At 72.5% G+C, this 18,510-nt stretch carries 20 protein-coding genes; 11 read left to right on the top strand and 9 right to left on the bottom strand.

Annotated elements, in window-relative coordinates; all coding sequences use genetic code 11:
• Window positions 1-23 precede the first annotated feature (23 nt).
• Both ACIBK5_RS16340 and ACIBK5_RS16335 read right to left on the bottom strand, forming a co-directional pair.
• Window positions 24-1,271 (bottom strand): anion permease, encoded by a 1,248-nt coding sequence (locus ACIBK5_RS16340; RefSeq protein WP_399020142.1) that lies wholly within the window; start codon window positions 1,269-1,271, stop codon window positions 24-26.
• Window positions 1,272-1,415: 144 nt separating this feature from the next.
• The gene (locus ACIBK5_RS16335; protein ID WP_399020140.1) at window positions 1,416-2,168 is read right to left on the bottom strand and encodes a lysozyme; all 753 of its coding nucleotides are present in this window, start codon (window positions 2,166-2,168) and stop codon (window positions 1,416-1,418) included.
• A 198-nt stretch (window positions 2,169-2,366) separates the two neighbouring features.
• Here ACIBK5_RS16335 and ACIBK5_RS16330 point away from each other — a divergent pair, with 198 nt between their 5' ends.
• The 3 genes from ACIBK5_RS16330 (at window position 2,367) to ACIBK5_RS16320 (ending at window position 6,271) form a co-directional block, all read left to right on the top strand.
• Window positions 2,367-3,098, top strand: a complete 732-nt coding sequence (locus tag ACIBK5_RS16330; RefSeq protein ID WP_399020138.1) for a class II aldolase/adducin family protein — start codon at window positions 2,367-2,369, stop codon at window positions 3,096-3,098.
• A gap of 442 nt (window positions 3,099-3,540) precedes the next feature.
• Entirely contained in the window at window positions 3,541-4,668 is a 1,128-nt protein-coding gene (locus ACIBK5_RS16325; RefSeq protein WP_399020136.1) for an alpha/beta hydrolase, read from the top strand.
• Window positions 4,669-4,870: 202 nt separating this feature from the next.
• Window positions 4,871-6,271 (top strand): hypothetical protein, encoded by a 1,401-nt coding sequence (locus tag ACIBK5_RS16320; protein ID WP_399020134.1) that lies wholly within the window; start codon window positions 4,871-4,873, stop codon window positions 6,269-6,271.
• Here ACIBK5_RS16320 and ACIBK5_RS16315 read toward each other — a convergent pair.
• The gene (locus ACIBK5_RS16315) at window positions 6,268-6,681 is read right to left on the bottom strand and encodes a VOC family protein (RefSeq protein ID WP_399020132.1); all 414 of its coding nucleotides are present in this window, start codon (window positions 6,679-6,681) and stop codon (window positions 6,268-6,270) included. The two genes, ACIBK5_RS16320 and ACIBK5_RS16315, sit on opposite strands and share 4 nt — an antisense overlap.
• Before the next feature lie 208 nt (window positions 6,682-6,889).
• On the opposite strand from ACIBK5_RS16315, the gene abc-f reads away from it, so the two are divergent.
• The 3 genes from abc-f to ACIBK5_RS16300 all read left to right on the top strand — a co-directional run bounded on the left by abc-f (window position 6,890) and on the right by ACIBK5_RS16300 (window position 9,988).
• Window positions 6,890-8,488: a ribosomal protection-like ABC-F family protein gene (gene abc-f / locus ACIBK5_RS16310; protein WP_399020129.1), complete on the top strand. Its 1,599-nt coding sequence runs from the start codon at window positions 6,890-6,892 to the stop codon at window positions 8,486-8,488.
• A gap of 371 nt (window positions 8,489-8,859) precedes the next feature.
• Window positions 8,860-9,078, top strand: coding sequence for a helix-turn-helix domain-containing protein (locus ACIBK5_RS16305; RefSeq protein WP_010037790.1), 219 nt, complete (start codon window positions 8,860-8,862; stop codon window positions 9,076-9,078).
• Between the two features lie 106 nt (window positions 9,079-9,184).
• Window positions 9,185-9,988 carry an enoyl-CoA hydratase/isomerase family protein gene (locus ACIBK5_RS16300; RefSeq protein WP_399020128.1) on the top strand — a complete coding sequence of 268 codons (804 nt, stop codon included), beginning with the start codon at window positions 9,185-9,187 and terminating at the stop codon, window positions 9,986-9,988.
• Between the two features lie 63 nt (window positions 9,989-10,051).
• On the opposite strand, the gene ACIBK5_RS16295 is transcribed toward ACIBK5_RS16300, so the two are convergent.
• Window positions 10,052-10,765: a nucleopolyhedrovirus P10 family protein gene (locus tag ACIBK5_RS16295; RefSeq protein WP_399020126.1), complete on the bottom strand. Its 714-nt coding sequence runs from the start codon at window positions 10,763-10,765 to the stop codon at window positions 10,052-10,054.
• An 87-nt stretch (window positions 10,766-10,852) separates the two neighbouring features.
• Here ACIBK5_RS16295 and ACIBK5_RS16290 point away from each other — a divergent pair, with 87 nt between their 5' ends.
• The 5 genes from ACIBK5_RS16290 to amaP are packed head-to-tail and all read left to right on the top strand — an operon-like array spanning window position 10,853 to window position 13,222.
• Entirely contained in the window at window positions 10,853-11,326 is a 474-nt protein-coding gene (locus ACIBK5_RS16290; RefSeq protein ID WP_399020124.1) for an Asp23/Gls24 family envelope stress response protein, read from the top strand.
• Window positions 11,327-11,372: 46 nt separating this feature from the next.
• Window positions 11,373-11,558, top strand: coding sequence for a hypothetical protein (locus ACIBK5_RS16285; RefSeq protein ID WP_184599696.1), 186 nt, complete (start codon window positions 11,373-11,375; stop codon window positions 11,556-11,558).
• The gene (locus ACIBK5_RS16280) at window positions 11,555-11,938 is read left to right on the top strand and encodes an Asp23/Gls24 family envelope stress response protein (RefSeq protein ID WP_399020122.1); all 384 of its coding nucleotides are present in this window, start codon (window positions 11,555-11,557) and stop codon (window positions 11,936-11,938) included. The genes ACIBK5_RS16285 and ACIBK5_RS16280 overlap by 4 nt, the downstream gene beginning before the upstream one ends.
• On the top strand, window positions 11,935-12,639 hold the full coding sequence (locus tag ACIBK5_RS16275) for a DUF6286 domain-containing protein (RefSeq protein WP_399020120.1): 705 nt from the start codon (window positions 11,935-11,937) through the stop codon (window positions 12,637-12,639). Before ACIBK5_RS16280 ends, ACIBK5_RS16275 begins: the two co-directional genes overlap by 4 nt.
• Window positions 12,640-12,643: 4 nt before the next feature.
• Window positions 12,644-13,222, top strand: a complete 579-nt coding sequence (amaP, locus tag ACIBK5_RS16270; protein ID WP_399020118.1) for an alkaline shock response membrane anchor protein AmaP — start codon at window positions 12,644-12,646, stop codon at window positions 13,220-13,222.
• Between the two features lie 91 nt (window positions 13,223-13,313).
• On the opposite strand, the gene ACIBK5_RS16265 is transcribed toward amaP, so the two are convergent.
• Genes ACIBK5_RS16265 through ACIBK5_RS16245 form a run of 5 tightly spaced genes read right to left on the bottom strand, consistent with a single transcriptional unit; the run spans window position 13,314 to window position 18,428 of the window.
• On the bottom strand, window positions 13,314-14,069 hold the full coding sequence (locus ACIBK5_RS16265; protein WP_193480809.1) for an SDR family oxidoreductase: 756 nt from the start codon (window positions 14,067-14,069) through the stop codon (window positions 13,314-13,316).
• Between the two features lie 5 nt (window positions 14,070-14,074).
• The gene (locus ACIBK5_RS16260) at window positions 14,075-15,859 is read right to left on the bottom strand and encodes a glycoside hydrolase family 15 protein (protein ID WP_399020116.1); all 1,785 of its coding nucleotides are present in this window, start codon (window positions 15,857-15,859) and stop codon (window positions 14,075-14,077) included.
• A 33-nt stretch (window positions 15,860-15,892) separates the two neighbouring features.
• Window positions 15,893-16,261, bottom strand: coding sequence for a hypothetical protein (locus ACIBK5_RS16255; protein WP_399020114.1), 369 nt, complete (start codon window positions 16,259-16,261; stop codon window positions 15,893-15,895).
• Complete coding sequence (locus ACIBK5_RS16250; RefSeq protein ID WP_399020112.1) at window positions 16,258-16,884, bottom strand: sigma-70 family RNA polymerase sigma factor; 627 nt, start codon at window positions 16,882-16,884, stop codon at window positions 16,258-16,260. The genes ACIBK5_RS16255 and ACIBK5_RS16250 overlap by 4 nt, the downstream gene beginning before the upstream one ends.
• Complete coding sequence (locus tag ACIBK5_RS16245) at window positions 16,881-18,428, bottom strand: sodium:solute symporter (protein ID WP_399020111.1); 1,548 nt, start codon at window positions 18,426-18,428, stop codon at window positions 16,881-16,883. Before ACIBK5_RS16245 ends, ACIBK5_RS16250 begins: the two co-directional genes overlap by 4 nt.
• Window positions 18,429-18,510 lie beyond the last annotated feature (82 nt).

The following is an 18,510-nucleotide window of genomic DNA, read 5'->3' as shown; positions in this document are numbered from 1 at the left end:
TCCTTGTCACCGGGTGGGCGGGATCAGACCGAGGTGGTCGTGGTGGAGGGCTTCCGGTCGGCAGAGGGCTGGGCCTGGGCCGGGATGGTGGCGGCCAGTTCCTCGGACGGGCCCGCCGGAGGCGGCGTCACCGCGGCGATCGCGGTGGTCACGACACCGGCCGGCTCCTCGTCGACCTCGTTGACGTTGGTGTGGTCGACGACCTCGCGGCGCGACAGCTTCCAGATCACCGCGCTGGAGGCGACCAGGAAGACCGCCACGACCGCCGTGCCCCAGTTCCCGAAGCCGGTCACGTACTCGGCGAGCGCGCCCACCAGGGCCGCCGCCGGCAGCGTCAGACCCCAGGCGACGAACATCCGCGTCGCCGTCGACCAGCGGACCACGCCGCCCTTGCGGCCGAGCCCCGCGCCCATCACCGCGCCGGACACGGAGTGGGTGGTGGAGAGGGAGAAGCCGAGGTGCGAGGAGGCCAGGATGACCGTCGCCGCGCTGGTCTGGGCGGCGAAGCCCTGCTGCGGCTGGAGGTCGGTCAGGCCCTTGCCCATGGTGCGGATGATGCGCCAGCCGCCGAGGTAGGTGCCGAGCGCGATGGCGATACCCGCCGAGAGGATGACCCACATGGGCGGGTCGGAGTCGGGGGCGACGGCGCCGCCGGCGACCAGGGCCAGGGTGATGACACCCATCGTCTTCTGGGCGTCGTTGGTGCCGTGGGCCAGCGAGACCAGGCCCGCGGAGGCGATCTGGCCGGCCCGGTAGCCCTTCTTGGAGGCGTCGCCGTCGGCCTTCTTGCCGAGGGAGTACGTCAACCGCGTGGCGAGCAGTGCGGCGATGCCCGCGACCAGCGGGGCGGCGACCGCCGGGATCAGCACCTTGGTGACCAGGACGTCACCGTGCACCGCGCCGACGCCCGCCGAGGCGATCGTGGCGCCGATCAGGCCGCCCATCAGGGCGTGCGACGAACTGGACGGCAGACCGACGAGCCAGGTCAGCAGGTTCCAGAGGATCGCGCCGACCAGGGCGGCGAAGATGACCTCGGGACGGATGCCGGCCTCGTCGACGAGGCCTTTGGAGATCGTGTTCGCGACTTCGACGGACAGGAAGGCGCCGACCAGGTTGAGCACCGCGGACATGGCCACCGCGATCTTCGGTCTCATGGCGCCCGTGGAAATGGTCGTGGCCATCGCGTTCGCGGTGTCGTGGAAACCGTTCGTGAAATCGAACGCAAGTGCGGTTACCACCACAATCGCGAGGATCAGCGAGAAGCTTTCCATTTACCCAGGCAATCGTTCGGCGTCGTTGGCGGGACGAACGTAGGTAACCCGAGTGAACGGAAGATGAACTGGGAGGGGCGCAGGGGTGTCCGCAACAGGGGTCCGTCATTCCGCCCTGGTGCGACGGCCCTTGCGCCCCAACGATCATGTGCCCCTGGCGAACTGTTTCAGTCGATCGAGTGACCCGCCGAAGAGATTCTGATCACCCGGGAGGGTGCCGTCGCCGTTGTCGTACTGCCAGAAGGTCCAGGAGGACCAGCCGGCCGGCAGGGGTCCCGCGCTCGCCGCGTTGTAGCGGGCGACCCACAGGGGGTGATGCGCGGCGAACGCACGGCTGTTGCCCGTGCACGTGTTCCACCAGTGGGTGGTCGTGTAGATCACCGGGCGGCGGCCGGTGAGCCGCTTGATCTCGTCGCTGAACGACTTGATCCAGTTGACCATCCCGGCCTTGCTCAGGCCGTAGCACTTGTGCTTCTTGTCGTACGGGTTGTACTCGATGTCGAGCGCCGGCGGCAGCGTCCAGCCGTCCGCGCTCCAACTGCCGCCGTTGCGTACGAAGTGGGCCGCCTGCGCCCGGCCCGACGACCTGTTCGGCAGCGCGAAGTGGTAGGCGCCGCGGACGAGGCCCGCCGCGCGTGAGCCGTTGTACTGCCGGCTGAAGTAGGGGTTGCGGTAGGTGGTGGACTCGGTCGCCTTGACGTAGACGAATCTGGCGCCCTTCGCCTTCGCGCTCCGCCAGTCGACGTTCTTCTGGTGGGACGAGACGTCGTGCCCCTTCGGGCGGCTCGCCGCCGTGGCCGGGAACTCCGCGAGCGAGGTCCCTCCCAGCGCGAGTGCCGCGGCGGAGACCGCCAGTAAGCGGCCGCGGCGGCGGGTCGATATGTGGTCACGGGCCATGTGATTCCCCCCGGAATGGCGACGTGCACGGCAAATCCCCCAGAGAGTACTGGAGGGCTGTTGAATGTCCGATGATCTCCGGCCAAGAGAGATCCATGGCGAGTTTGTGCGGGTATGCGCCCTTACGCATGCTCGGTTTCCGGCCTAAAGTGCCCCCGCCCAGCGGCGCGTTGAAGGGCTGCCTGGCAGGATCGCCGCATGGCTGAGGAGCGAGGCGACGAGCGGGGCACGGGGGACGTCCGAGGCGGCGGACAGGATGCGGGGGAGTCGCGGCGGAAGGGTGTGCGCCCCGAGGAGGCGCGCGCCTGGGAGGACCTCGTCGCGACGGCCCGCCGGACGGTCGGCGACGGGCTCGTCGTCGGAACGTCCGGCAACGTCTCGGTGCGCGTCGGGGACACCGTCCTGGTCACGCCGTCGGGCGTGCCCTACGACCGGCTGGCGCCGGACGACGTCACCGGGGTCGACCTCGACGGCCGGCGGGTCCTCGGCACGCTCGTCCCGACCAGCGAGCTGCCCATGCATCTCGCCGTCTACCGCACGACCGGCGCCCGCGCCGTCGTCCACACCCATGCCGTGCACGCGACGGCCGTCTCGACCCTCGTGAGCGAGCTCCCGCTGATCCACTACATGGCCGCCGCGCTCGGCGGACCCGTCCGAGTTGCCCCGTATGCGACGTACGGCAGCGACGAGTTGGCCGAGAACATGCTCCGCGCCCTCGCCGACCGCTCCGGCTGCCTCCTCCAGAACCACGGCACGATCACCTACGGCGCGTCACTGGACCAGGCCTACGACCGGACCGCCCAGCTGGAATGGATGTGCCGGCTGTGGCTGACCGCCACATCGGTCCCGGGCCTGTCCCCGAGCCTGCTGTCCACGGAACAACTGACAGAGGTACAGAACCGGCTGCGCGACTACGGCCAGCGCGGCTGACCCGCCCTCCCGGCCCCACTGCCCCCCGCCCCCCACACCCCCCGACCACCGGCGTCCCGCCACGAGCGTGGCCATCGCTCCGTGGGTTACCGGCATCCCGGCCCAAGGCCGCGGCCACCGCTCCTCCGGCCACCCGGCCCGCACCCGCCGACGTACGCAAGGGGACGTGTCGGGGGGTGTCCGCCCGCAGTGGTTGGCGCGTCAACGGACAGTGAGCCGGTTCGCAAGTCCATCGCGCCAATCCGAGGACGGACACCCCCCGGCGCGGCCCCGACCCCCACCCGGCGTCAGGCGCAACGCGATCACCGATGCCCGTGATGATGCCTCCGCCGCAACACCCCGACAGCCACCACCGCCCCCGCAGCCGCCCCCACCCCGCCGCTCGTCACCCCACCGCCCCCGCCCACTGGTCCCTCGCCCGGTCCGACGGGACACTGGAGCCGTGCGCACTGTCAGAGCGGCGGCCGCTGCCGCCACCGCCGTGATCGGGGCCGGTGCGGCCGCCGTGGCCGCCGGCCGGTTCGCCAGCGACGCCGCGCTCAAGGCGCCTCCCGGCAGGCCACTGCCCACCGAACCCCGGCTCACCGTGCACGGCACCGCCGCCGGGCAGATCACCCTCACCCGGGACCTGGCCGCCCTGCGGCCCGGCCGCTACGGCCTCTCCGGCGACGGCTCCCACGCGGTGGTCGGCCCCGTACTGGACACCGCCCCGCACACCGCCGACACCGTCGTACGCCGCCTGGAGAGCGTCACGCACGGCACCCTGAAGGCCGGCGACAAGGCCTGGCTCACCGCGAACGTGTACGTCGGCAACCCCAGCGCCGCCCTCGGCCTCGAACACGCCGACGTCGACATCCACGGCGAACTCGGCGCCCTGCCCGCCTGGTTCGTGCCCGGCGCACGGGACACCTGGGTGATCGCCGTGCACGGCCTGGGCGCCACACGGGAACTGGCCATGAACGTCATGGAGTTCCTGCACCGCAGCCGCTTCCCGGTGCTCGCCCTCGCCTACCGCGGCGACCTGGGCGCACCCCGCAGGCCCGACGGCCTGAACCACCTCGGCGAGACCGAGTGGCGCGACCTCGACGCGGCGATCCGCTACGCCGTGCGCCACGGCGCCCGGCAGGTCGTCCTGCACGGCTGGTCCACCGGCGCCACCATGGCCCTGCGCGCCGCCGCGCACTCGGGGCTGCGCGACCGCGTCTCGGGGCTGGTCCTGGACTCCCCGGTGCTCAGCTGGCAGACCACCCTGCGCGCCCTCGCCGCGGCCCGCCGCACCCCGGGCGCGCTGCTGCCCCTCGCGGTCCGCGCCGCCCAGGGCCGCACCGGCCTGTACGACGACGGCGTCGCGGGCCCGACCCCGTTCGACGGGCTCCACATCCCGGCGCTCGTCTTCCACGGCCCGGACGACATGGTGGCTCCCTGGCGGTTCTCCCGCCACCTCGCCGACGCGCGCCCCGACATGGTCGCCCTCTACACCGTCGGCAACGCGCCCCACGGAGCGATGTGGAACGCCGACCCGCAGGCCTACGAGGAGGCCCTGCGCCGCTTCCTGACGCCCCTCATGTGACCCCGTCCCTCGCCCCCGCGCCCCGTCGCGACCATGTCCCGCCCCGCTCCGCACCGACCGGTCGCGATGATTCCGTTTAGCGTCGTACGACTGGCTTGTTCCCGCCCTCGACCACTCTCAGGAACCGGTGCGTTGGCCATCCCCGTCGCCCGCCGTGACATTCCGTTTGGGTTTTCGGACCGTCAACCGGAAGACTGCACCCGTGACGTCCCGTATCCCGCGCGACTCCAGGCTTCGACTCGTCCGCCCGCGACCCCTGGCCGCCGCCCCCAGAGCGATGAACCAGCGGCGCTCGCGCCGACCCGCACCGCGCCCCCCGGAGGGCACCCCGGCACCGGCGGAGCTGGCCAGAATGGCGCGCTCAGGTCTGGCCGACGCGGCCCGCGTCGCGCGCTGGGCCGACGCCGCGCTCGGCCCCGGCGGGGACAGCGCCACCGCCGACGGCAAGGCCACCCTCTCCGACGCGACCGCCGAACGGGCCGCCCGCGACCTCGGCCTGACCCCGGCTCAGGTCAGGGCCGACTGGGACACCGCCCGCCTCGCCGGCCTCATCGAGGTGCACGGCGACAGCGCCCGCCCCGGCTGGCGGCTGCGCGCCTGGAACCGCGACGACAGCGCCGTACTGCGCGGCTGGGTCGCCCTTTTCGACGCCTGGTCGCTCGCCCACCCGGAGCCCGAGGAGCGCGAGGCCGCCGCCGTCGCCGAGGTCGTCTCGGCCATGCCGCAGGCGCTCTCCTTCCTGCAGCTGTCCGCCGGCCCCGTCCCCGTGGAGCAGCTCCTCGACCTCCTGGAGCAGCGCGTCACCGAGCTGCGCACCGAACGCTGCGAGATCCCCTACGGCCCCCAGCCCGAGCCGGTGGCCGAGCCGGAGCCCACCGACGCCCCGCTCGCCCCTCTCCTCGACTGGGCCCTGCGCGCCCTCGCCTCCGTCGGCGCCCTCACCTACGGCGAGGGCCAGGCCACGCTCACCCCGCTCGGCAGCTGGGCCGTCTGGGTCAAGCTGGAGCAGATCTGCGTCGCCGCGCAGAGCCCCGCCGGGAACATCGAGCAGGCCGCCGACGACATGCTCCGCGGCTGCGCCCAGCTGCGCCCGAACGCGGCCCGTGCCGAGTACCGCGCCTGGCTCGCCGCCCGCCCCGTCGGCAGCGCCGTCACCGAGCTCCTCGGCGCGGCCCGCGGCGAGGACGCCCTGCTGCGCGGCCTCGCCTTCGAGGCACTGCGCGTGGTCGGAGCCCCCGCCGAGCCCGACGTCCGGGGCGTGGTCGCCGAGCCGACGCTCAGGCCGTACGCACTGCTGTGGCTGGCCGAGCACGACGGCGCCGACCCGGAGGACGCCCACGAGGTCCTCACCCGTCAGGAGGCGACCTGGCTGTGGGTGGACACCGCGGCCGCCGTCGCCGACCACGGTGAAGCCCCGCTGCTCGTCCGGCACCTGGAATCAGCGATCCAGCCCACCATCCCGATGCTCCTGGACGAGGTACGCGCCGTCGGGCACCCGCGCACCGTGCAGGTCCTGGTCGCCCTCGCCGCCGCACACCCCGACCCGGCCCTGGCCAAGGCCGTACGCCGGGCCGCCTTCCAGGTGCACACGGGCGGCAGTTAGAGGGTTATCTCGGGCGTGTACGTCCCGAAGCTCCACACATTGCCCTCGAGGTCCCGGGCCATGTAGTCCCGCGAGCCGTAGTCCTGGTCCGTCGGGGGCATCAGGATCTCCACGCCGTGGTCCACGGCGCGGCGGTGGTGTGCGTCCACGTCGTCCACCACGACGTACACCCCCGTGGTGCCCGTCTCCTTCATGGCCGCGTCGAACAGGCCGCCGCGGCCCTTGCTACCGACCATCACCGCGCCGTTGCCCTGCGTCAGCTCGGCGTGCATCACCGAACCGTCCTCGCCCTCGTACACCGAGAGCTCGGTGAAACCGAAGGCCTCCGTGAGCTGCTGGATCGCCGCTTTCGCGTCCGTATAGAGCAGCGTCGGGTAAATGCTCGGACGTCCGCCGGACGAGCCTGCCATGGCGATCACTTCCTCGTTGTCCCGCTGCCTGACTCGGTCAAAAAGTGCTTGCACGTCCCCGTTAGACTGTCCCCCATGGCCATTCTCCTCGCGCATTAGACGGCGGGAACGCCCGCCCGTCGCCCGCCACCGCCCTTCCAACGGCGCGCTACGCGCGGCACCCCCTGATTCGTCCATCCCGCCCCCGTATCCGCCCTGGAGTCTGTCCGTGATCTCCGCCTCCGGTATCGAGCTGCGCGCCGGTGCCCGCGTCCTCATCGAAAACGCCACCTTCCGTGTCGCCAAGGGCGACCGCATCGGCCTGGTCGGCCGCAACGGCGCAGGGAAGACGACCCTGACCAAATGCCTCGCGGGCGACGGCATCCCCGCCGGCGGCACCATCACCCGCTCCGGCGAGGTCGGCTACCTCCCGCAGGACCCCCGCACCGGCGACCTCGACGTCCTCGCCCGCGACCGCATCCTCTCCGCGCGTGGCCTGGACGTACTGATCCGCAAGATGCGTGAGAACGAGCAGCGCATCGCCACCGGCACGGGCGGCACCCGCGACAAGGCGCTCAAGCAGTACGAGCGCCAGGAGACGGAGTTCCTCACCAAGGGCGGGTACGCCGCCGAGGCCGAGGCCGCGACCATCGCCGCCGCGCTCAACCTGCCCGACCGCGTGCTCGGCCAGCCCCTGCACACGCTCTCCGGAGGTCAGCGCCGACGTATCGAGCTGGCCCGGATCCTGTTCTCCGACGCGGACACGCTGCTGCTCGACGAGCCGACCAACCACCTCGACGCCGACTCGATCATCTGGCTGCGGGACTACCTGAAGACCTACCGCGGCGGCTTCATCGTGATCTCCCACGACGTCGAGCTGGTCGAGACGGTCGTCAACAAGGTGTTCTACCTGGACGCCAACCGCTCCCAGATCGACGTCTACAACATGGGCTGGAAGCTCTACCAGCAGCAGCGCGAGGCCGACGAGAAGCGCCGCAAGCGCGAGCGGCAGAACGCCGAGAAGAAGGCCTCCGCGCTGCATTCGCAGGCCGACAAGATGCGGGCCAAGGCCACCAAGACCGTCGCCGCGCAGAACATGGCCCGCCGGGCCGACAAGCTGCTGGCCGGCCTGGAGGCGGAGCGGAAGTCCGACAAGGTCGCCAAGCTGCGCTTCCCCGAGCCCTCCCCGTGCGGCAAGACCCCGCTCATGGCCGAGGGCCTGTCGAAGTCCTACGGCTCGCTGGAGATCTTCACCGACGTCGACCTGGCCATCGACAAGGGCTCGCGCGTCGTCATCCTCGGCCTCAACGGCGCGGGTAAGACGACCCTGCTCCGGCTGCTCGGCGGGGCCGAGAAGCCCGACACCGGCGAGGTCATCGAGGGCCACGGCCTCAAGCTCGGCTACTACGCGCAGGAGCACGAGACCCTCGACCCGGAGCGCACGGTCCTGGAGAACATGCGCTCGGCCGCCCCCGACCTGGACCTGGTGGAGGTCCGCAAGACGCTCGGCTCGTTCCTGTTCTCCGGCGACGACGTCGACAAGCCGGCCGGGGTCCTCTCCGGCGGCGAGAAGACCCGTCTGGCGCTCGCCACCCTGGTGGTGTCCTCCGCGAACGTCCTGCTCCTCGACGAGCCGACCAACAACCTCGACCCGGCCAGCCGTGAGGAGATCCTCGGCGCGCTGCGCACGTACAAGGGCGCTGTCGTCCTCGTCACGCACGACGAGGGCGCGGTCGAGGCGCTCCAGCCGGAGCGGATCATCCTGCTGCCGGACGGCGTCGAGGACCTGTGGGGCGCCGACTACGCGGATCTCGTCGCCCTGGCCTGAGCGTCAGTGCCCGCTTGATGCGTCAGTGCCGCTTGATCGAATGCGTGATCAACGGCGTATGGATCATTCGGCCTAGCGGTGATCCATCATCTGTGTGAGATCTCCTCGTACCGAGGTGTGTCCTACATCGAATTCGCGGCCGAGCCCCCGATTCTTCCGGGCTCGGCCGCGACGCCTTTCTGACCTGGTATTTCCCGGGACAATCCGTTCGGCCGTACGGACGCCGCTCTTCGGAATTACCTATTCCGGATGTGGGGACGCGCTCCCGTCGTCACAACCTTGTCTCACGGACCTTGCCGAATGGGTGGCCATCAGGGCCCGGAGGGGTGATCATGAGGAGACCAGAGCGCACTTCCCATGAGGAGGCACGGGTGGCCGAGACTCTGAAGAAGGGCAGCCGGGTGACCGGCGCCGCGCGCGACAAGCTCGCGGCAGACCTGAAGAAGAAGTACGACGCCGGTGCGAGCATCCGGGCGTTGGCCGAGGAGACCGGCCGCTCGTATGGCTTTGTGCACCGCATGCTCAGTGAGTCGGGCGTCACGCTGCGAGGGCGTGGCGGGGCGACCCGGGGCAAAAAGGCCACGGCCTGACCCCGGGTGGCCCCTCGGCTTCGATGGTGGCCACCCGGTCGGTCGGCTGATCGACCGGGTGGTTACTGTGCAGTCACTTAGCTGACCGCACACATCGGAGGCGTCCATGGCTTCGCCCGACAAGGACCTCGTTCCCGTACTCGACAAGGACGGCGTACGGCTCACCGTCGACGACACGGTCGCCACGGTGACGCTGACCAATCCGGCCAAGCGCAACGCGCAGAGCCCCGCTCTGTGGCGGGCGCTGACCGAGGCCGGGCGGCAGCTGCCGGGCTCCGTCCGTGTCGTGGTGCTGCGGGCCGAGGGCAAGTCCTTCTCGGCCGGCCTCGACCGGCAGGCGTTCACGCCCGAGGGCTTCGACGGGGAACCGTCGTTCATCGACCTCGCGCGTGGTGACGACGCCGAGCTGGACGCGACCATCGCCGAGTACCAGGAGGCGTTCGCCTGGTGGCGGCGCAGCGACATCGTCTCCGTCGCCGCTGTCCAGGGGCATGCCGTCGGGGCGGGCTTCCAGCTCGCCCTCGCCTGCGACCTGCGCGTCGTCGCCGACGACGTGCAGTTCGCCATGCGCGAGACCAGCCTCGGACTCGTGCCCGATCTGACGGGCACGCATCCGCTGGTGGGCCTTGTCGGCTACGCCCGCGCGCTGGAGATCTGCGTGACGGGCCGCTTCGTCGCGGCCGAGGAGGCCGTGAACACCGGCCTGGCCAACGTGGCCGTGCCCGCCGGCCAGCTCGACGACACGGTCCGCGACCTCGTCTCGGCCGTGCTCGCCGCGCCCCGCGACGCCGTCGTCGAGACCAAGGCGCTGCTGCGCGGCGCCCAGGACCGCACCTACGAGGCCCAGCGCGGCGCGGAACGCCAGGCCCAGGCCCGCCGCCTGCGGGACCTCGCGGGCATCGGGGACTGAGGCAGGGCCCGGCGTCGCTGAACCTCCCGGCGTAGCGGAACCTGCCGGCGGATCAGCGATCCCTCAGCCGATCCCGCTCACCAGGACCGCCACCGTCGGGTGGTCCGGCAGCGTCCTGCGCACCGCCGTGCGGACCGCCCGGGCCACCTCACGGGCCTGGTGGTCCGCTCCCACCGCGAGTTCCAGCCGGACATGGCGGTGCGGCAGCGCGGCCTCGCCCGGGAGTTCCTCGATGTGCACGGGGTGGCCCAGCGCGGCGGTGAGGTGAAGCACGCCCGGGACCTCGAGCGCGGCGGTCGCGACCCGGCCCGAGTCGCCGCCCTCGGGCCGCGCTGCCCGAGGCGGTTCGGGGAGACGTACGGCGGGCCCGGGTTCCGGCTCCTCGTCCAGCAGCCCCGTCACGCGCAGGTCCACCTCAGACACCGTCAGACCCAGCCCCTGTGTCGCGGCGGTCGCCAGCGTCGCCCGCAGCAGGGACGCCGTCGTCGGCAGCGGCTGCGAGGCCGTGGCCGCGAACTCCGCCGTCACCCGCAGCGGTCCGGGCGGCTGCGCACTCGGCGGGGCCGGTACGGCCGGCTCCCGGGTGTCCGCCGGGTCGGCGAGCGCCACACGGAGCGCGTCGAGGCGTACGCCCGGAGCGTCCTGAGCCGCGCGCCGCAGCACCGCCTCGGCCGCCTGCTCGGCGATCCACGCACCGTCCCGCGCATCACCCAGTGGCAGGAGCCTGCCGAGGCCCAGCTGATGTCTCACTGCCTGCGTCCACCGATCGGCCGTCATTCCTCCAGCCTGCCGCATCAAGGGCGCGCTACCACGCAACCGTGCTTACGGTGGTCGAAGGACGACAACCGAAAAGGACGTGCGGTGATGACTGACATGACCGAGAACCGGGGCGGGGAGTCCGAGACGTCGGCGGCGCGCAGGAGCCCGCTGGCCAAGCGCGGTGGGGGAGACCCGGGCTCCCGCGGGCGTACGACGATCGCGGACGGCGTGGTGGAGAAGATCGCCGGGCTCGCCGCACGCGACGTGGACGGCGTGCACGCCATGGGCAGCGGCATCTCACGCACCTTCGGAGCCGTGCGCGACCGCGTACCCGGCGGCGCCAAGTCCGTGACACGCGGGGTGAAGGCCGAGGTCGGCGAGGTGCAGGCGGCCCTCGACCTGGAGATCGTCGTCGACTACGGCGTGTCGATCGCCGATGTCGCCCGGGACGTACGGGAGAACGTCATCACCGCCGTCGAGCGGATGACCGGCCTCGAGGTCGTCGAGGTCAACATCGCGGTGAGCGATGTGAAGCTGCCGGACGAGGAGGAAGAGGAACCGGAGCGGCGGATCCAGTGAGGCACGGGCCACCGGACAACACAGCGGCTGAGGAGCTGAGGAGCGCATGAGCATGGCCGTGGTCGGCATGATCGCCGGCATGGCGTTGGCATTCGCCGGATACTTCGGCGGATTCGGCGCCTTCCTGCTGGTGGCGGCGCTGGGCGCCGTCGGCTTCGTCGTCGGCCGGTTCCTGGAAGGGGACATGGACTTCGGCGACTTCTTCCGTCCACGTCACGAACGGCGGCGGTGACGACCGTGAGCGCGGGGGCCGGTGAGCTCGACAGACCCATGACCGCCGTCCCGCCGGGTGAGCGCGGCGCGACCCGGATCGCCGACCGGGTCGTCGCGAAGATCGCCTCGCAGGCGGCCCGCGAGGCCGTCGGGACACTGCCGCCCGACGCCGGCCGGCCGTCCGCCAGCGTCGTCGTCCACCACGAGGCCGCCCACGTCCGGGTGCACATCGAACTCGACTACCCGTGCGACGTCGGCGACCGCTGCCGCCAGGTGCGTCACCAAGTCGTCCAGCGGGTGGGCACCCTGGCAGGCATGGAGGTGCCGGAGGTCGTCGTCCAGGTGGAGCGTCTGCACCTGGTCGCCGGGCCCGGTGCGGCACAGGGGAGGACGCGATGAGCGAACCCCGGGGCACCGATCCGGCCGAACCGCCCGAGCCCGAGGGCACCACCCAGCGCCTGCCGGTCGTCGACACGTCGGAGACCGGCGACGGACCCGACCCGTCCGCCCCGGCGGAAGCCGACGGACCGCCGCCCGCACTCGACGGCGAGGGCGGCGGCGAAGGCCGCTTCTGGTCCGCGCGCCGCGTCCCCGCCGGCATCGTCGCGCTGCTCCTCCTGGGCCTCGCCGGACTGTTCCTGTACGACATCGCGTCCGTGCGTGCCGACCGGCCCGTCATGAGCTGGCGCCGGGAACTCGCCCGGCAGCTCGCCGAACGGCCCCTGGACGACGTCTGGGTGCTCGTCGGGGCCGGGGTGGCCGCCGCTCTCGGACTCTGGCTGCTCGTCCTGGCCGCCACGCCCGGCCTGCGGGCCGTGCTCCCGATGCGGCGCGCGCACGCCGACGTGCGCGCCGGACTGCACCGCGACGCCGCCGCGTCCGCGCTGCGCGACCGGGCCATGGAGGTGTCCGGCGTGCAGTCCGTGGACGTCCGGATGCGCCGGACCAAGGCCAGGGTCCGCGCCGCGTCGCATTTCCGTGAACTGGACGACGTACGAACCGAACTGGACGCCGTGCTCACCGACGCGGTCAGCGGACTGGGGCTGTCCCGGCCGCCCGCGGTGTCGGTGCACGTCCGGCGGCCCGGCCGGAAGGGGTGACGGGGTGCTCCGGATCGTCAACCGCGTGATCATCGGGGTGGTGGGGCTCGTCCTGCTGGTGCTGGGCGGCTCGGTACTGGCCGTCGGCCTCGGCGCCCCGGCACCCTCGTGGTGGATCCACGACAGCCGCCACGACGTCCTGCTGAGCGACGCCGAACGCACGCGCTGGCGGGAGGACGGCTGGTGGTGGCCGACCGTCATCGCCGTACTCGCCGTCCTTCTGCTGCTCGCCCTGTGGTGGTTCGTCGCCGTGCTCCGCCGGCGCCGCCTCGCCGAGGTCCTCGTGGACACCGGTGACGGTGACGGCGCGCTGCTGCGCGGCCGGGCCCTGGAGGGCGCCCTCGCCCAGGAGGCGGAACGGGCCGACGGCGTGGACCGCGCCGATGCGCGTCTGACGGGCCGCCGTACCGCCCCCGAGGCCCGCGTACGGCTCGCGCTGGAACCGCACGTGGACCCGGGAACGGCCCTGCACGACCTGACGACCGGCGCCCTGGCCCACGCCAGAACCTCGGCGGGCCTCGCCTCACTCCCGGCGGAGGTGAGGCTGCGGGGTGTCAAGCACCGTGCGGAACGAGTGAGTTGAGTACGACTGCCTCAGGGGCGCGGGGCGGTATGCATGTGCGGCTCCGCCGCGTGGGCGCGACCAGCCCCCACGAACCCGCAGGCGGCCAACTTCAGAACCCGTGCCGCGCTCCGCCGTCCACGGGGACCATGACCCCGGTCAGATAGGAAGCAGCCGGCGACATCAGGAACGCGGCCACCCGCCCGAACTCCTCGGGCGCGCCGTACCGCCGCAACGGAATCCGCGACTCCGAAGCCGCCCTGGTCGCCTCGGGATCCGCCGACAACCCGTCCAGCTGGCGCACCCGGTCCGTGTCGATACGTCCCGGCAGCACCCCGACCACCCGGATCCCCCGCGGCCCCAGTTCCTCGGACAGCGACTTGGCGAACCCGGCCAGCCCAGGCCGCAGCCCGTTCGAAATGGTCAGCCCCGGAATCGGCTCGTACACCGACCCGGACAGCACGAACCCGATGACACCCCCGGCCTCCAGCTCGGAGGCCGCGGCGCGAGCCAGCCGTACCGCACCGAGGAACACCGACTCGAAAGCCGCCTGCCACTGCTCGTCCGTGTTGTCGGCGACGAACCCGGCCGGCGGGCCGCCCACGCTGATGAGGACACCGTTGAAGCGCCCGAAGTTCTCCCGCGCGGCCCCGATCAGCCTGGCCGCCGCCTCGGGGTCGGCGTTGTCGACGGCCACCCCGACCGCGTTCGGGCCGAGCGCGTCCGCCGTCTCGGCGACGCTCTTCTCGTCCCTGCCCGAGACGACCACCTTCGCCCCGTCCGCGACCAGCTCGCGCGCGGAAGCGTTGCCGAGGCCTCGCGTGGCCCCGGTGACGACGTACACCCGGTCCTTCAGTCCAAGATCCATGGTCCCTATCCTGCCCCCTCAGCACCGAACAGGGCGAGGGCGGTGTTCACGAGGCCGATGTGGCTGAACGCCTGCGGGAAGTTGCCGAGCTGCCGGCCGGTCACCGGATCGAACTCCTCGGACAGCAGGCCGACGTCGTTGGCGAGCCCCACCAGCCGTTCGAACAGCGCGCGGGCCTCCTTCGTACGGCCCGTCATGAACAGGGCGTCCGCGAGCCAGAACGAGCACACCACGAAGGTGCCCTCGGAACCGGGCAGTCCGTCCACGTCCGCGTCGTCGGTCGTGTAGCGGAGCAGGAGCCCCCGGTGGTCCAGCTCCGCGCGGATCGCGTCGATGGTGCCGATCACCCGCGGGTCGTCGGGCGGCAGGAAACCGACGCGCGGGATGAGCAGCAGCGCGGCGTCCAGCTCGCGTGAACCGTAGGACTGCGTGAACGTGTTGCGTCCGGGGTCGTAGCCCCGCTCGCACACCTCGCGGTGCACCTCGTCGCGCAGCGCGCGCCAGCCCTCCAGGTCGCCGTCCAGCTCCGGATGGCGCTCCAGGGTGCGTACGGCACGGTCGGCGGCCACCCACACCATCACCTTGGAGTGCACGAACTGACGCCGGCCGCCGCGCACCTCCCACAGCCCCTCGTCGGGCTGGCGCCAGTTCGTCCGCAGGAAGTCCATCAGGGCCGTCTGCAGCGCCCACACGTCCGGCTGGGCCGACAGGCCCGACTCGCGGGCCAGCGACAGGGAGTCCATGACCTCGCCGTAGACGTCCAGCTGGAGCTGGTTCACGGCGTCGTTCCCGATACGGACGGGCGCGGACCCGGCGAAGCCGGACAGCCACGGCAGCTCGGACTCGGGCAGCCGCCGCTCGCCCGCCAGGCCGTACATGATCTGCAGGTCGGCCGGGTCGCCCGCGACCGCGCGCAGCAGCCAGTTCCGCCAGGCCTCGGCCTCCTCCTGGTAGCCCGCCGCCAGCAGCGCGCCCAGGGTGAGGGTGGAGTCGCGCAGCCAGCAGTAGCGGTAGTCCCAGTTGCGCACCCCGCCCGGCTCCTCGGGCAGTGAGGTGGTGAGGGCGGCGACGATGCCGCCGGTCGGGGCGTAGGTGAGCGCCTTGAGCGTGATCAGGGAGCGGACGACAGCGTCCCGGTACGGCCCGTCGTAGCGGCACCGGGACACCCAGGCCCGCCAGTCCTCGACGCTGTGGCGCAGTGCCTCGTACGGGTCGACGAGCGGCGGGCGCTCCTCGTGGGAGGGGTGCCAGGTCAGGACGAACGCGACCTTCTCCCCCTTCTTGACCGTGAACTCCGCGTGCGTTCCGAAGTCCTCGCCCCAGCTGCGCACCTCCGGCTCGCTGCGCAGCCACGTCGAGTCCGGGCCGGCCACGGCGACCCGGTGGCCGTCGGACCGGCGCATCCACGGAACGATCGAGCCGTAGTCGAAGCGCAGCTTCAGGACGCTGTGGAGCGTCACCTCGCCCTCCAGGCCCTCGACGATCCGTACGAGGTCGGGGGCCTGGTCGCGCTGGGGCATCAGGTCGGTGACACGGACCGCTCCCTGCTCGGTCTCCCACTCGGTGTCCAGGACGAGGGTGTCGCGGCGGTAGGCGCGCCGGGTGCACCGGTCCGCCCCCACGGGGGCGATGCGCCAGTAGCCGTTGTCCTCGTCGCCGAGCAGCTTGGCGAAGCAGGCGGCCGAGTCGAAGCGGGGCAGGCACAGCCAGTCGACGGAGCCGTCCATGCCGACCAGGGCCGCGGTCTGTTCGTCACCGACGAGCGCGTAGTCCTCGATACCCGTATGCACGCAGTGCGGGTTCCCGGCAAGTCGGGCCCGCAATCAGGGGTCGAGCCGGGGGAGTGACGGGCCTTCGGCGGCGGAGGTGCCGGTGCCTGAGAAGATGACGCCGGGATCCGACGGTGCCTGGTTGAGCACCCACAGGCCGATCAGCACGGCCAGGGCGAAGACGACCGCGATCAGCACGGTGAGCACGAGCCGCCGACGGCGTTCGCGCCGCAGCCACTCGCCACGTGCCGTGCGGTACGCGTCGGGGTCGGGGAGCACCCCGCCGGCCAGCGCCTCGAGTGCCGCGCGCAGTTCGCGCTCGGTGCGGCCCTCGCCGTGGCCGTCGCCGTGGCCGTCGCCGTCGCCGTGGCCGGTCCGGTCCGGGCTTGTGCCACGCGGCGGAGTCGCGTCTCGATTCGTCATCGCCGGGCCTCCATCGCCTGGGTCAGGGCGGCGATGCCGCGTGCCGTGTGTGTCTTGACGGAACCGCCGGAGATTCCCATCGCGGCGGCTATCTCGCTTTCCTTCAGACCGAGCCAGTGCCGCAGCACCAGGGCCTCGCGCTGGCGGGGCGGCAACTGCTGGAGCGCGTCGATGAGCACACGCTGGTCGTCGCGCAGGAGTGCGGCGTGCTCGGCGGAGGCGACCATCTCGTCCGGCGGGCTCGGCGGATTCTCCTCGTGCCTGCGGGCGACCTGGAGGTGGCGTATCCGCATCCGCGTCAGATTGCAGACCGTGGACCGCAGATAGGCCTCCGCCGCGGCCGCGTCCCGCAGCCGCCGCCACTTGCGGTAGATCTGGTAGTACGCCTCGGCCACGACGTTCTCCGGGTCGTCGGCGCCCAGCAGGACGGCGAGCCGCAGCATCGAGGAGTAGTGCACTTCGAAGAGGCGGGCCACGCCGGCTTCCCGTTCCAGGTCGGCCGGATCGGCGGCCGCCGGGGGCAGGGGCACTGCGGCGGATGGCGGCACGGCAGGGGGCGGTGGCACGGCGGCGGGTGGTGGCACGGCCGGCGCCGCGACGGGGGAGTGCTGTCTGCGTCTCACGGGTTGTTCGCTCCGGTCTCCGGGCGTCGCCGGACGGTCAGGCGGGACGGCAGGTCGGTCGAGTCGGCGCCGCGCGGGACGCCCAGGTGGGTCAGGGCCGGGGTGCCGGCCACCGCGACGGCCAGATTGAGCAGCAGGGCCGCGAGCCCGGCGTAGATCTCCAGCGGCCCGGCGCCGGTGCCGAGCGGCACGATCGAGGAGAACCCCCCGCGCACCACCAGGTACGTCCCCGACGCCATGCCCACGGCCCACCCGGCGAGCAGCGCCCGAGGATGCAGCCGCCCGGTGAACAGCCCGACGGCGACCGCCGGGAAGATCTGCAGGATCCACACGCCGCCGAGCAACTGGAGGTTGATGGCGTCCTGGTCGCGCAGCCCGAACACGAACGCCACGGCGCCCACCTTCGCGGTGACCGACACCGCCTTGGCGATGCGCACCTGGCGCTTGGGCGTGGCCGTCGGCTGGACGTACTCGACGTAGACGTTGCGGACGAAGCTCGTCGCGGCGGCGATCGACATCACCGCGGCCGGGACGAGCGCCCCCACGGCGATCGCGGCGAACACCAGCCCGGCCAGCGGCGCCGGCATCAGCCGGTCGACCAGCATCGGCACGGCGGCCTCGGCACCACCGTGCGGCGCCCGCACCCCCGCGGCGAGGGCGGCGAAGCCGAGGAAGCCGAACAGCGCGAGCAGCCCGGTCCAGGCCGGCAGCGCCACCGCGACCTTGCGCAGGGTGCGCGGCCCGTCGGCGGCGAAGCCGGCGGTGAGCACATGCGGGTACATCAGCAGGGCGAGGGCGGAGCCGAGGGCGAGGGTGGCGTAGGCGGGCTGCTGGGCGGGGGACAGCAGCAGCGCCGGGTCGCCCAGCCGCGCCGCGGCGCCGTCGAAGACCGGGCCGGGGCCGCCGAAGCGTTCGAGGACCAGCCAGGTCACGGCGGTCAGCGAGCCGAACACGGCCACCGCCTTCAGCGCCGAGATGACCGTGGGCGCGCGCAGTCCGTGCCGGTACGTGGCCACCGCGAGCCCCGCGAACAGCGCCACCAGCACCAGATCCCCGGCCACGCCCCGCGGATGGACGCCCCCGGCGGTCAGCACCGCCCGGATGCCGATCAGTTGCAGCGCCAGATACGGCATCGTCGCGAGGATCCCGGTCAGCGCGACCACCAGGGCCAGCGGCGGCGACCCGTACCGGCCCCGGACGAAATCGGCGGCGGTGACATAGCCGTGCCGGCGGGCCACGCTCCACAGGCGGCTCAGCAGCACGAAGGCGAGCGGGCAGACGATCACCGTGTACGGCACCGCGAAGAAGGCGGGCGCGCCGTTGCCGTACGCGAGACCGGGCACGGCGGTGAAGGTGTACGCGGTGAAGATCGTGCCGCCGAGCAGCAGCCAGGTCCAGCCGGGGCCCAGGCGGCGGTCGGCCAGCGCCCAGCCCTCCAGGGAGGGCAGCCGGTCCACCGGACGCAGCCGCCGTGCGGTGACCGCGAGCAGCGACGCCCCGCCGATCACGGCGAGAAACGTCGCGGTCATGGCGCCGTCAGCCATGGGTCACCGTCCTTGGTGTGCCTGTGCCCTTGCGCGAGAGTTGCGCGGACGGCCCGTCCGGAGGACAGGGAACCGGCGGAAA

The organism is Streptomyces sp. NPDC050546 (assembly GCF_044457425.1).
Lineage (GTDB): Bacteria > Actinomycetota > Actinomycetes > Streptomycetales > Streptomycetaceae > Streptomyces.
Note: the sequence above shows the minus strand (reverse complement) of the source record. Positions and strands in the feature narration are given on the sequence as shown.

Bases quoted from the DNA above. Each gene is read 5' to 3' on its own strand.
- ACIBK5_RS16255 (WP_399020114.1), bottom strand. From the start codon at position 16,261: ATGACGAATCGAGACGCGACTCCGCCGCGTGGCACAAGCCCGGACCGG.
- ACIBK5_RS16335 (WP_399020140.1), bottom strand. From the start codon at position 2,168: ATGGCCCGTGACCACATATCGACCCGCCGCCGCGGCCGCTTACTGGCG.
- ACIBK5_RS16265 (WP_193480809.1), bottom strand. From the start codon at position 14,069: ATGGATCTTGGACTGAAGGACCGGGTGTACGTCGTCACCGGGGCCACG.
- ACIBK5_RS16315 (WP_399020132.1), bottom strand. From the start codon at position 6,681: ATGGCAGGCTCGTCCGGCGGACGTCCGAGCATTTACCCGACGCTGCTC.
- ACIBK5_RS16245 (WP_399020111.1), bottom strand. From the start codon at position 18,428: ATGGCTGACGGCGCCATGACCGCGACGTTTCTCGCCGTGATCGGCGGG.
- ACIBK5_RS16285 (WP_184599696.1), top strand. From the start codon at position 11,373: ATGAGCATGGCCGTGGTCGGCATGATCGCCGGCATGGCGTTGGCATTC.
- ACIBK5_RS16330 (WP_399020138.1), top strand. From the start codon at position 2,367: ATGGCTGAGGAGCGAGGCGACGAGCGGGGCACGGGGGACGTCCGAGGC.
- ACIBK5_RS16340 (WP_399020142.1), bottom strand. From the start codon at position 1,271: ATGGAAAGCTTCTCGCTGATCCTCGCGATTGTGGTGGTAACCGCACTT.
- ACIBK5_RS16300 (WP_399020128.1), top strand. From the start codon at position 9,185: ATGGCTTCGCCCGACAAGGACCTCGTTCCCGTACTCGACAAGGACGGC.
- ACIBK5_RS16290 (WP_399020124.1), top strand. From the start codon at position 10,853: ATGACTGACATGACCGAGAACCGGGGCGGGGAGTCCGAGACGTCGGCG.
- ACIBK5_RS16275 (WP_399020120.1), top strand. From the start codon at position 11,935: ATGAGCGAACCCCGGGGCACCGATCCGGCCGAACCGCCCGAGCCCGAG.
- ACIBK5_RS16295 (WP_399020126.1), bottom strand. From the start codon at position 10,765: ATGACGGCCGATCGGTGGACGCAGGCAGTGAGACATCAGCTGGGCCTC.